Source organism: Acidovorax sp. Leaf78, assembly GCF_001422735.1.
Taxonomy (GTDB): domain Bacteria; phylum Pseudomonadota; class Gammaproteobacteria; order Burkholderiales; family Burkholderiaceae_C; genus Acidovorax.
The window spans coordinates 121331-133270 of the sequence record NZ_LMLZ01000005.1 but is presented as its reverse complement, the minus strand read 5'-3'; the positions used below and the strand labels follow the sequence as shown (position 1 = coordinate 133270).

11 protein-coding genes are annotated in these 11940 nt (G+C 65.3%); 6 read left to right on the top strand and 5 right to left on the bottom strand.

All coding sequences use genetic code 11. The features are described from left to right. Window positions 1–226 precede the first annotated feature (226 nt). Window positions 227–712 (bottom strand): peptidoglycan-binding protein LysM, encoded by a 486-nt coding sequence (gene lysM / locus ASF16_RS05825; protein WP_056164113.1) that lies wholly within the window; start codon window positions 710–712, stop codon window positions 227–229. Between the two features lie 201 nt (window positions 713–913). Between lysM and ASF16_RS05820 the strand changes: the two genes are divergently transcribed. Next, entirely contained in the window at window positions 914–1681 is a 768-nt protein-coding gene (locus ASF16_RS05820; protein ID WP_056164110.1) for a type III pantothenate kinase, read from the top strand. 219 nt (window positions 1682–1900) lie between these two features. On the opposite strand, the gene ASF16_RS05815 is transcribed toward ASF16_RS05820, so the two are convergent. The 3 genes from ASF16_RS05815 to ASF16_RS05805 all read right to left on the bottom strand — a co-directional run bounded on the left by ASF16_RS05815 (window position 1901) and on the right by ASF16_RS05805 (window position 4191). After that, window positions 1901–2677, bottom strand: a complete 777-nt coding sequence (locus tag ASF16_RS05815) for a hypothetical protein (RefSeq protein WP_056164107.1) — start codon at window positions 2675–2677, stop codon at window positions 1901–1903. A 67-nt stretch (window positions 2678–2744) separates the two neighbouring features. After that, on the bottom strand, window positions 2745–3407 hold the full coding sequence (locus ASF16_RS05810; protein WP_056164104.1) for a TetR/AcrR family transcriptional regulator: 663 nt from the start codon (window positions 3405–3407) through the stop codon (window positions 2745–2747). A 223-nt stretch (window positions 3408–3630) separates the two neighbouring features. Further along, window positions 3631–4191, bottom strand: coding sequence for a phasin family protein (locus ASF16_RS05805; protein ID WP_056164101.1), 561 nt, complete (start codon window positions 4189–4191; stop codon window positions 3631–3633). A gap of 225 nt (window positions 4192–4416) precedes the next feature. Here ASF16_RS05805 and ASF16_RS05800 point away from each other — a divergent pair, with 225 nt between their 5' ends. The 5 genes from ASF16_RS05800 (at window position 4417) to rfbC (ending at window position 9951) form a co-directional block, all read left to right on the top strand. Beyond that, entirely contained in the window at window positions 4417–6414 is a 1998-nt protein-coding gene (locus ASF16_RS05800) for an SDR family oxidoreductase (protein WP_056164098.1), read from the top strand. Between the two features lie 104 nt (window positions 6415–6518). After that, complete coding sequence (gene rfbB, locus ASF16_RS05795) at window positions 6519–7610, top strand: dTDP-glucose 4,6-dehydratase (RefSeq protein WP_056164095.1); 1092 nt, start codon at window positions 6519–6521, stop codon at window positions 7608–7610. Continuing rightward, window positions 7607–8497 carry a dTDP-4-dehydrorhamnose reductase gene (rfbD, locus tag ASF16_RS05790; RefSeq protein ID WP_056164092.1) on the top strand — a complete coding sequence of 297 codons (891 nt, stop codon included), beginning with the start codon at window positions 7607–7609 and terminating at the stop codon, window positions 8495–8497. The genes rfbB and rfbD overlap by 4 nt, the downstream gene beginning before the upstream one ends. 13 nt (window positions 8498–8510) lie before the next feature. Beyond that, window positions 8511–9395 carry a glucose-1-phosphate thymidylyltransferase RfbA gene (gene rfbA, locus ASF16_RS05785; protein ID WP_056164089.1) on the top strand — a complete coding sequence of 295 codons (885 nt, stop codon included), beginning with the start codon at window positions 8511–8513 and terminating at the stop codon, window positions 9393–9395. A gap of 7 nt (window positions 9396–9402) precedes the next feature. Further along, window positions 9403–9951 (top strand): dTDP-4-dehydrorhamnose 3,5-epimerase, encoded by a 549-nt coding sequence (rfbC, locus tag ASF16_RS05780; RefSeq protein ID WP_056164086.1) that lies wholly within the window; start codon window positions 9403–9405, stop codon window positions 9949–9951. A gap of 60 nt (window positions 9952–10011) precedes the next feature. On the opposite strand, the gene ASF16_RS05775 is transcribed toward rfbC, so the two are convergent. Further along, window positions 10012–11910, bottom strand: a complete 1899-nt coding sequence (locus ASF16_RS05775; protein ID WP_056164083.1) for a hypothetical protein — start codon at window positions 11908–11910, stop codon at window positions 10012–10014. Between the last annotated feature and the right edge of the window lie 30 nt (window positions 11911–11940).

Here is an 11940-nt window from a genome sequence, read left to right as displayed (position 1 = left end):
ATTGCCTTTGCTGTGTGGCGATCGGGCAAGCCGTTTGATGCTCATCGCATCACCCCAAGCGCTTGACTCGAACCATAGAACCTTTGCCGGGCCACCGGGTGCGTCCCCCTTGGGAGAAGGCGCGCAGCGGCTAAGGGGGTGGCCCATCCTTCCCGTAGAACCGGCTTTGCCGGGCTACGGGGTGCGTCCCCCTCGGGGGAAGGCGCCGAAGGCGACTCAGGGGGGCTTATTTAACCTCTGGGATGCGCAGCTTCTGGCCCGGATAGATCTTGTCCGGGTGGCTCAGCATCGGCTTGTTGGCCTCGAAGATCACGGGGTACTTGTTGGCATCGCCGTAGAACTTCTTGGCGATGGCCGAGAGCGTGTCGCCGCGCACCACGTCGTGGTACTGGGCTTCGGGCTCGGGGTTGGTCACGTCCATCAGGTTTTCGACGCTGGTCACGTTGGCCACGTTGCCGCAGCACAGGGTGACCTTTTCTTTCGCCGACTGCGTGGGGGCCGTGCCCTTCACGGTGACCTTGCCCTGTGTGCCGTCGAAGGCCACCTGCACGTTGGTGGCGCCCAGGCTTTGCGACGCGATGTAGGCCTCGATGGCCTTGGCCGCCTTGGTGTTGAGTTCATCCTGCGTGGGGGCTGCTGCAGTGGCCGCCTGGGCTTCCTTGCCGCCGAACAGTTTTTCGCCGGCTTCCTTGATGAAACTGAAAAGACCCATGTCGTACCTCCTAGAGTGAAACAAAAACAGGAAGGACCAATGTAGCGGCAAAGCCCGCGCCCTCCGTGTCGGACAGGGACGTGAAACGATTTTTGACAATACCGCGCCGGCGACCGTCCGCGGCGCGCCCCGTCTCGGCCCTTGTTGCCCTGTGTCGCCCCCGAATCAGGGTGCGCGGCAAAACTCGTGATAATCCGCCGCATGACTTTTCTGGCCATCGACGTCGGCAACACCCGCCTCAAGTGGGCCTTGTACGACGCACCCCGTCCCGGGGCCCCGTTGCTGGCCCATGGCGCCGAATTCCTGGACAACATCGACCGGCTCGCCGAAGGCAGCTGGGCGCCGCTGCGCCACCCTGAGCGCATGCTGGGCTGCGTGGTGGCCGGCGATGCCGTCAAGCGGCGCGTGCAGGAGCAGATGGAGATCTGGGACGTGCAGCCTTCGTGGGTGGTCTCGTCCACGGAAGAAGCGGGGCTGGTCAACGGCTACGACCATCCGTCGCGCCTGGGCTCGGACCGCTGGGTGGCGATGGTCGGCGCGCGCCACCATGTGCTGCGCCAGGGACCCGCGCGCCCGCTGGTGGTGGTGATGGTGGGCACGGCGGTCACGGTGGAGTGCATCGATGCCCAGGGCCGCTTCATGGGCGGGCTGATCCTGCCTGGCCACGGCATCATGCTGCGGGCGCTGGAGTCCGGCACCGCAGGCCTGCATGTGCCCACGGGCGAGGTGCGCATGTTCCCCACCAACACCAGCGACGCGCTCACCAGCGGCGGCACCTATGCCATCGCAGGGGCCGTGGAGCGCATGGTGCAGCACGTGATCCAGCACTGCGGCGAGGAGCCGGCCTGCCTGATGACCGGCGGCGCAGGCTGGAAGATGGCGCCCAGCATGACGCGTCCCTTCGAGCTGGTGGACAACCTGATCTTCGACGGACTGCTGGAGATCGCCGCGCGGCGGTTCGGGGGCTGATTTGGAGAATGGGCCTCGTGGCCCATGCGTATTTTTCGGTGCCACTTCCGGCGCCGACCTCAAAGACTGGCGCGACCAAGTCCAGCAACCGCCGCGCAAGGGCCGCCAAGCCGCAAAGGCGGCGCATCGCTTGCGGGCGCTGGCGGTGTCCCCCTTCCCGAATCACCCAGTGATTCGAGAGAAGGGGGAAGGCGCGAAGCGCCTCAGGGGGATGCCCCCTTACTCCTCTTCCAATTCCGCGCGCGCCATCTCGATGTCCAGGCGCTCCATCGCGTCGACCGGCTCGCTCGCGGCGGCTTTCTCGTACAGCTGGGTGGCTTCCTTCATCTTCTTGTCGCCCTCCAGCATCACCAGTGCGTTGGCGTATTCGATCATGCCGATGGCCGAGCCGGGGTTGAGCTTGAGCGCCTCCTGGAACAGCTTCAGGCCCGTGTCCTTCTTGGCTCCATAGGTCATGCCGCCGATCAGCGAGCCCACCTTGTCGATCACCTCGGCATGGAAGGCGCCCAGGGCGATGCGGGCGTCGGCATGCTTGGGCGACAGGGCGATGGCTTTCTCCAGCGATTCCTTCACCTTGCCGCCCAGGCCCTGCGCCAGCGCCTTGGCCACGCTGATTCCCTGGCTGTAGCGGCCCAGCGCATACGCGTGCCAGTACCAGGCGTTGGCATTGCCGGGCTCTGCTGCGGCCTGCGCTGCGGCGCGCTCTGCCACCTGCATGAAGAGATCGAGCCGCGTCTTTTCCTTTTGCTCCAGGTAGTTGGCATAGATCGCCGTGGCCTTGTTGGCGACGGTGATGCCCGCGCCGCCCGCAGCGATGCCGGCCGCGGCGGCCTTCTCAAAGTCGCCGCTGTGGAACAGCGCCCAGGCCTGCAGCACGGCCGGCTCCTTGGGGACGGGCTCGGCGTCGCCGTTGTGCAGGCGCGCCCATTGCTTCTTGATGCTCGCAGCATCGAACGTGTATTCACCAGCGTGTGGGAAAGAGGTCCACTTGGCCATGGTCTGTGTCTCCTGAGGTTCTTGTTGGTGAAGATATGGGGGGGGGGTGGCGGGCAGCCCAGGCCCGTCAGCCGGGCGCTGCGGCGTAGGCCTCCACGAGCTGCAGCAGGTGCGCGCGCTGGCTGGCCTCCAGGTACGGCATCAGCAGGTTGAGCACATGGTGGGCGCCGCGCAGCAGCGCCGCCTGCGCGCTCTCGGGCTCCAGGGCCCGGCGCGGGTCGCGCACGTATTCGAAGCTGAGCCAGTAGGTGAGCACCACGACCATGCTGGTCGCAGTGGCCTCCAGCTCGCGCGTGTCGATGTGCAGCGTGTCCGCACGGCCCATGCCGTCCAGCATGGCGCGCACCGCGCGGGTCTTGTTCTTCAGGATGGCCTGGAAGTGCGTCTCCAGGCGCCGGTTCTTGGACAGCAGGTCGTTGAGGTCGCGGTACAGAAAGCGGTACTGCCAGATCAGCTCGAACAGCGTGTGCATGAAGAACCAGGCGTCCTCCACATTGCGCACCCCGTCGGCGGCGGCCAGCAGTTCGTTGAGCGACAGCTCGTAGCGATCAAACAGCGCGTTGATCAGCTCGTCCTTGGCGGGGTAGTGGTAGTACAGGTTGCCGGGGCTGATGCGCAGCTCGGCGGAGATGAGCGTGGTGGAGACGTTGGGTTCGCCGAACCGGTTGAACAGGTCGAGCGTGACTTCCAGAATGCGTTCTGCGGTGCGGCGTGGCGCTTTCTTCACCATGTGGGCGGGCCCTCTTCGCGTCTTTGGGGATCGGTTTGTGCTTGTCTCTGGCAACACTCTAACCGAGCGGCGGATGCTGCATTGCATCAAATCTGATAGGCCCTGCGCGGCGCGCTGCGCCCGGGCCGCATGGCAAAACGGCCGGCACGCCAAGGCATGCCAGCCGTTTTCTCTTTGCCTCTTCAGCGCGGGCGGACGGCCCGTGCCGTGGCGTGCCGCAGCATCAGTTGGATGCTGCGGTCGCCGCCTTCTTTGCGGCGGCGCGGGGCTTGGCGGCGGCCTTCCGGGCTGGTGCTGCAGCGGCCTTGGCGGGAGCCTTCTTGGCTGCGGCCTTCTTGGCGGGAGCTGCCTTCTTCGTTGCGGCGGCCTTGGGTGCAGTCTTGCTCGTGCCCTTGGACAGCGCGTCGATGCGGGCGTTCAGGGCTTCGATGTCGCGGGCGGAGGGCACGCCCAGCTTGGCCAGGGCCTTGGCCACGCGGTCTTCGAAGATGTTCTCGAGCTTGTCCCACTGGCCCTGGGCCTTGGAGCCGATGTCGGTGGCCATGTTGGTCACGCGGCTGGTGGCTTCGGAGATTTTCTCTTCGGCCACGGCCTGGGTCTTGCGCTGGATGGTCAGGCCTTCCTTGACCAGGGCTTCGAACACCTTGCCGCCTTCTTCCTGGGCCTTGGAAAAGGCGCCCAGGCCGGCCAGCCAGATCTGCTGGGCGGAGTCCTTCACGGTGCCCGACAGTTGGGCGTTGCTCTTCTTGTTGTCAGCGCTGAGTTTCTGCAGTTTCTTGACCATGGGGCCTCCGTTGTGTGGATGGTGGGGTTGTCAGGGCAGGGTGCCTTGCACGCATGGCCGGACTGTACGCCGCACGGCGCGCAAGGTGTAGGCACCGGCTCCTAAAAGTGTAGAGCGTGCCATCTACTGGCGGCGCCGGGGCTGCCCCCGATTCGGCGCGGGTTTGTGCTGAATCCGCGCCCGGTGGGCCTGCGCAAGAATCGGGCGATCACACAGGAGTTATCCATGCAGTATTTCGTGACGGGGGCAACAGGGTTCATCGGCAAGCGGCTGGTCAAGAAGCTGCTGGAGCGCAAGGGAGCGGTGGTGCATTTCCTGATCCGCCGCGAAAGCGCTGACAAGGTGGCCGACCTGCGCAGCTTCTGGGGCACGACGGCCGCCCGCGCGGTGCCGGTGTTCGGCGACCTCACGGCCAAAAAGCTGGGCGTGGCGGCGGACGACATCAAAAAGCTCAAGGGCCAGATCGACCACTTCTACCACCTGGCCGCGGTGTACGACCTGGGGGCCGACGAAGAGACCCAGGTGGCCGTGAACATCGAAGGCACGCGCAACACGGTGGACCTGGCCAAGGCCATCGACGCCGGCCACTTCCACCACGTCTCGTCCATCGCCGCCGCCGGTTTGTACGAAGGCGTGTTCCGCGAAGACATGTTCGAGGAGGCCGAGGGCCTGGACCACCCGTACTTCCAGACCAAGCACGAGAGCGAGAAGATCGTGCGCCAGGACTGCAAGGTGCCCTGGACGGTGTACCGCCCGGCCATGGTGGTGGGCGACAGCACGACCGGCGAGATGGACAAGATCGACGGCCCCTACTACTTCTTCAAGTTGATCCAGCGCCTGCGCCAGCTGCTGCCGCCCTGGATGCCCACCGTGGGCCTGGAGGGCGGTCGCGTGAACATCGTGCCGGTGGACTTCGTGGTCAATGCGCTGAACGTGATCAGCCACCAGAAGGACATCGTCAAGAAGTGCTACCACCTGGTGGACCCGGTGGGCTACCGCGTGGGCGACGTGCTGGACATCTTCAGCCGCGCCGCGCACGCACCGCGCATGAACCTGTTCATCAACGCGGCGCTGCTGGGCTTCATCCCCAAGAGCGTGAAGAAGGGCCTGATGGCGCTGGCCCCGGTGCGCCGCGTGCGCAACGCCGTGCTGAAGGACCTGGGCCTGCCCGAGGACATGCTGACGTTTGTGAACTACCCCACGCGCTTCGATTGCCGCGAGACACTCGCGGCGCTCAAGGGCTCGGGCGTGACCTGCCCCAACCTCAAGGACTACGCCTGGCGCCTGTGGGATTACTGGGAGCGCAACCTGGACCCGGAGCTCTTCATCGACCGCTCGCTCAAGGGCACGGTGGGCGGCAAGGTGGTGCTGGTGACCGGGGGCTCTTCGGGCATCGGCCTGGCTGCCGCGCACAAGTTTGCCGAGGCGGGCGCCACCACGGTGATCTGCGGGCGCGACCAGGACAAGCTCGACGAGGCCTGCGCCGAGGCGCGGGCCAAGGGCTACGAGTTCATCGCCTATGCGGCCGACATCGCCGACATGGCCGACTGCGACCGCTTCGTGCAGCTCTTGATCGACAAGCACGGCGGCGTGGACTTTCTCATCAACAACGCGGGCCGCTCCATCCGCCGCGCCATCGAGTCGAGCTACGACCGCTTTCATGACTACGAGCGCACCATGCAGCTCAACTACTTCGGCTGCCTGCGCGTGACCATGGGCTTCCTGCCCGGCATGGTGGCCCGGCGCAAGGGCCATGTGGTGAACATCAGCTCCATCGGCGTGCTGACCAATGCGCCGCGCTTCTCGGCCTATGTGGCCAGCAAGGCGGCGCTCGATGCCTGGACGCGCTGTGCATCGAGCGAGTTCGCCGACCAGGGCATCACCTTCACCACCATCAACATGCCGCTGGTGCGCACGCCCATGATCGCGCCCACCAAGATCTACAACAACGTGCCGACGCTGAGCCCCGAGGAGGCGGCCGACATGATCGCCCAGGCCTGTATCTTCAAGCCGGTGCGCATTGCCACCCGCCTGGGCATCACCGGGCAGATCCTGCATGCCCTGGTGCCGCGCGTGGCGCAGATCACGATGAACACGAGCTTTCGGATGTTCCCGGACTCCACCGCCGCGGCCAAGGGGGACAAGGGCGACAAGGCCGCCAAGCCGCAGCTGTCGGCCGAGGCGGTGGCGCTGCAGCAGATGATGCGCGGCATCCATTTCTGAGTCCTGGTGCCGGCCTGTGCCCGTTGGGGCTTGTTACGTCCAGCCGGAAACGCGGGTGGGATAATCGCCAGCTTTGCCGCAAGGCATTCTCAGACGGCTTACCCATGATTCTGGTTACCGGCGGCGCAGGTTTCATCGGCGCCAACTTCGTTCTTGACTGGCTCGCTGCCTCCAGCGAGCCCGTGGTCAATCTCGACAAGCTCACGTACGCGGGCAACCTGCACAACCTGGACGGCATCAAGGGCGATGCGCGCCACGTCTTCGTGCAGGGCGACATCGGCGACACCGCCCTGGTGGCCCGCCTGCTGGCCGAGCACAAGCCCCGCGCCGTGGTCAACTTCGCGGCCGAGTCGCATGTGGACCGGTCCATCCACGGGCCCGAGGATTTCATCCAGACCAACATCGTGGGATCGTTCCGCCTGCTCGAAGCCGTGCGGGCCTACTGGGGCGCACTGTCCGAGGGCGAGCGCGCGGCCTTCCGCTTCCTGCACGTCTCCACCGACGAGGTGTATGGATCGCTCGCGCCCACCGACCCGGCCTTTGCCGAGACGCGCGGCTTTGAGCCCAACAGCCCCTACAGCGCCAGCAAGGCCGCCAGCGACCACCTGGTGCGCGCCTGGCACCACACCTACGGCCTGCCGGTGCTCACCACCAACTGCAGCAACAACTACGGGCCGTACCACTTCCCCGAGAAGCTGATCCCGCTGATGATCGTCAACGCCTTGGCCGGCAAGAACCTGCCGGTCTACGGCGACGGCATGCAGGTGCGCGACTGGCTGTACGTGAAGGACCACTGCAGCGCGATCCGCCGCGTGCTGGAGGCCGGTGCCCCCGGCGAGACCTACAACGTGGGCGGCTGGAACGAGAAGCCCAACATCGAGATCGTGAACATGGTCTGTAGTCTGCTCGACGAGCTGCGCCCCCGCGCCGACCGCCAGAGCTACCGCACCCAGATCACCTACGTGAAGGACCGCCCCGGCCACGACCGCCGCTACGCCATCGACGCGCGCAAGATCGAGCGCGATCTGGGCTGGAAGCCCGCCGAGACCTTCGACACCGGCATCCGCAAAACGGTGCAGTGGTACCTGGACCATGCCGATTGGGTGGCCAGCGTGCAGACCGGCTCCTACCGGGACTGGGTGCAGACCCAGTACGCGGCGCAGGAGCCCGCGGCCGTGGCGGACGCCAGCGCATGAACATCCTGCTCTTTGGCAAAAGCGGCCAGGTCGGCTGGGAGCTGCAGCGCAGCCTGTCGGTGCTGGGCGCTGTCACGGCGCTGGACTTCGACAGCACCGAGCACTGCGGCGATTTCTCGAACACCGCTGGCGTGGTGGAGACAGTGCGCACCCTGCGCCCCGACGTCATCGTCAATGCCGCGGCCCACACCGCCGTGGACAAGGCCGAGAGCGAGGCCGACTTTGCACGCACGCTCAACGCCACCACCCCCGGCGCCATCGCGCAGGAGGCCGCAAGGCTCGGCGCCTGGCTGGTGCACTACAGCACCGACTACGTGTTCGACGGCAGCGGCAGCCGCCCCTGGGTGGAGACCGACGCGCCCGCGCCCTTGAGCGTGTACGGCCGCACCAAGCTCGAAGGCGAACGACTCATTGCAGAGGCGGGTGCCCAGCACCTCATCCTGCGCACCAGCTGGGTCTACGCCGCCCGCGGCGGCAACTTCGCCAAGACCATGCTGCGCCTGGCGCAGGAGCGCGAGCGCCTCACGGTGATCGATGACCAGTGGGGCGCGCCCACCGGCGCCGACCTGCTGGCCGACGTGACGGCCCACGCCATCCGCCACCTGCAGCAACGCCCGCAGGACGCCGGCCTGTACCACTGCGTGGCCGCGGGTGAGACGACCTGGAATGCGTACGCCAAATACGTGCTGGCGCAGGCGCAGATTGCGCAACCTGCTATTGAAATCAAAGCAAAAGAGGTCGCGCCAGTGCCTACGAGCGCATTCCCCACCCCTGCGGTGCGCCCGCACAACTCGCGCCTGAATACCGGCAAGCTGCAAGCCACCTTCGGCCTGCAGATGCCGCATTGGCAAGCGGGCGTGGCGCGCATGCTGGCTGAAACTCTGTGAACGGCACCTGACCATGACGCAACGCAAAGGCATCATCCTCGCCGGGGGCTCCGGCACCCGCCTGCATCCGGCCACCCTGGCCATCAGCAAGCAACTGCTGCCGGTGTACGACAAGCCCATGATCTATTACCCGCTGAGCACGCTGATGCTCGCGGGCATCCGCGACATCCTCATCATCAGCACCCCGCAGGACACCCCGCGGTTCGAGCAACTGCTGGGCGACGGCAGCCAGTGGGGCATCCGCCTGGAATATGCGGTGCAGGAGAGCCCGGACGGCCTGGCCCAGGCTTTCGTCATCGGCGAAAAGTTCCTGGACGGCGCGCCCAGCGCGCTGGTGCTGGGCGACAACATCTTCTACGGCCACGACTTTCACGAGCTGCTCGGAAACGCGATGCAGCGCACCGAAGGCGCCAGCGTGTTCGCCTACCACGTGCACGACCCCGAGCGCTACGGCGTGGCAGAGTTCGACGCACAGGGCAAAGTCCTTTCTCTGGAAGAAAAGCCCGCGCAGCCCAAGTCGAGCTATGCCGTCACCGGCCTGTACTTCTACGACAGCAGCGTGGTGGAACTGGCCAAGAGCCTGAAGCCGTCAGCGCGGGGCGAGTACGAAATCACCGACCTGAACCGCCTGTACCTGGACAAGGGCCAGCTCAACGTGGAGATCATGGGCCGCGGCTACGCGTGGCTGGATACCGGCACGCACGAGAGCCTGCTGGAGGCGGGGCAGTTCATTGCGACGCTGGAGCACCGGCAGGGGTTGAAGATTGCGTGTCCTGAAGAGATCGCCTGGCGCTATCAATGGATAGACAGCGTGCAACTGGAGCGGTTGGCGCAACCCCTCATCAAAAGCGGCTACGGGCAATACCTGCTGCGCGTGCTGAAAGAAAAGATCTACTGATACGCCTATGCAAGTCACACCACTCGCCATTCCGGACGTCTTTCTCATCGAACCCAAAGTGTTTGGGGACGCTCGGGGCTTCTTTCATGAAAGCTTCAACCAGCGTGCCTTCAATGAGGCGACCGGTACGGACCACCAGTTTGTGCAGGACAACCACAGCCGCAGTGCCAAGGGCGTGCTGCGCGGCCTGCACTACCAGATCCAGCAGCCGCAGGGAAAACTGGTTCGCGTCGTCCGCGGCGCTGTTTTCGATGTGGCGGTGGACATCCGCCGCAGTTCTCCGACGTTCGGGCGCTGGGTGGGCGAAGAGTTGAGCGAGGACAACCATCGCCAACTGTGGGTGCCCCCTGGTTTTGCACACGGCTTCCTGGTGCTGAGCGACACTGCCGAATTCTTGTACAAGACCACGGATTACTACGCGCCTGCCCATGAGCGGTGCATTGCGTGGAACGATCCGACCTTGGCGATCGATTGGCACGGTGGGGACAGCGCCCCCCTGTTGTCGGCCAAGGATGCAGCGGGTCTGCCGCTGCAAGCGGCAGAACTGTTCCCCTGAGGCTGGCCGCACCGGCCGCAGGCCTCCGGCTAGGGTCAACCCAGTTCGCCAGCGTTCCCGCTATCGGGGCGAGGCCAGGTGCTGTTGCACTGCTTCATAGAGTTTGTCGGCACCGAACTTTCGGTTGTCTGGATCGAAGGAGAACAGATTGTGTCCGCGTGCGACCACCTGCCCTTCCCAATACGGCTCGATAAAGAACGAGAGAAAGTCTGCGCCCTGCCGCTCATGTTGCCGCAGTGTCTCGCGCAGTTCGCCTGTGCTCATGGGCTTGAGCGGGTGGAATTCCGTCACGCCATAGCTGTGGTGGCCGGTGGAGGCGTACCACTTGGGAAAACCGGGTCCGTAGGAGGCATGCCCGTACAAGCTGACTCCCAGCCTGATGCCCGGGGTGTTCTTCTGTTGAAGTGACGCTTGAATGGCGAACTTGTTCGCGTCCCAACTCGGGTTGGTGAACGGAATGATCTGGTGGGTGTAGTGGGGCGTGGCTTTCAGGCACGATCGGCTCACCACATTGTCAAAAAATCGCAAATAGTCAGCCACCTGCTTGCCGCGAAATGCATGCCACAGCGGGACCAGCGGGTTGTAGTAGTAGGACGCCTGCTCCAGGGGCTGGTCGATGTGGAACTGCACCGAGCTCGGGGCCGGTGAATGCTTCGGAAGCTCAGCCTGGGCACGCAGGACAGGCGTGTTCTGGCGCTGGTCCATGATCGCGATGTGCCGTGTACCCAGCAGTGCCATCTGGCCTGGTGCGTCTTCCAGCAGCACATCGATGCGGTGCAAGCCGGCCGGCAGGCGGCGGAAATCCAAGTCCATGCGCCAGCCCGTGTTCGCATACCCGAACTCCGGCTTGGCCGCGAGCACATCTTGCCGCCCCTGGTCGACAGGGGTTTTGCCCACGAACACTCCGTTGGCGTACACGTGCACCCAGGGTGTGCGTGTGGGTATTTTCTGCACGGACGGGAACACCCAGCCAGAGACGGGCAGGGTGCCCTGCGCGAAGGAATCGATGTGCTCGGTGTAGCGCCGCAGTGGCTCGGTGCGGATGTCGCGCGCAGGGGGCTGCACTTCTTGAAAAGATCCGTAGGCGGAGCCCAGCACCCGATTCAGTTGCGCAATGCTGGTGAATTCCTGCTGGAGATACTGCTGAAATCCCGCGGTCGACTGCGGGCTGTAGTCGGTCACGCGGTAAGGGCGGTCAAAGCCCATGCCTGCTTCGAAATCTGGAAACAGGTGGTGCAGTTCCCCGAGCAGCGTCACCCCGCGTATCTTGGCGAGGTCGGCTGCCGGGAGACGGCAGACTTCGGACAGCAAGGCCTCGGTCGCCTGCACCCGGCGCGCCGTGAGTTCCGTGTCGGTACTGGCAATCGACCAGTTGTTGATGGCGGAGTCGTAGTAGCGGCTTTGGGCCATGGGGCCGTCACGCGTGTGTGCCAGATTTTTCGGGTCGGATGCCAGGGCGGCTTCCAGCGGCGCGTCGGCGGCAAAGTGTGTGGCAAAGAGGTACAGGATGACCGGTCGGCTCGTATCCCGTATGGTCCGGGCGATGCGCTGAACCCGCTCGGTGTCTATGACCCAACCATCGCCTTCTGGTCGAAACAGTTGAAGAAGTGGCGCGGCGAGCGTGTAGCCGACAGCCTGAGATGGCGCAGTGGGGCCGCCAGCCTGCAAGGCGGACAAGGTGGACTCCACCAGTGGGGCTGCGGACCCGTTCGGGCCTGTGCACGACTGCGCCAGTGCGTCGACGCGCGCATCTCCGGTGGTGGCCGGTTGCGAGGGCTGCATGATGCAGGGGTCGGCCACCGCGATCATGGGTGCCAGCAGCATGGCGCCCACCCGGGGCTGTTCAGCAGGCGCATGGGTTTTCCATAACGCTGTGCCCCCCCAACCGGCCAGCAGGACTGCGGCTGCGGCGAGGAGGGCGGCGATGGTGGGGGCTTTGCCTTGAGCTGGCGTTTTCATTGTTCGGTGAGGACTTGGATTCTTCAGACC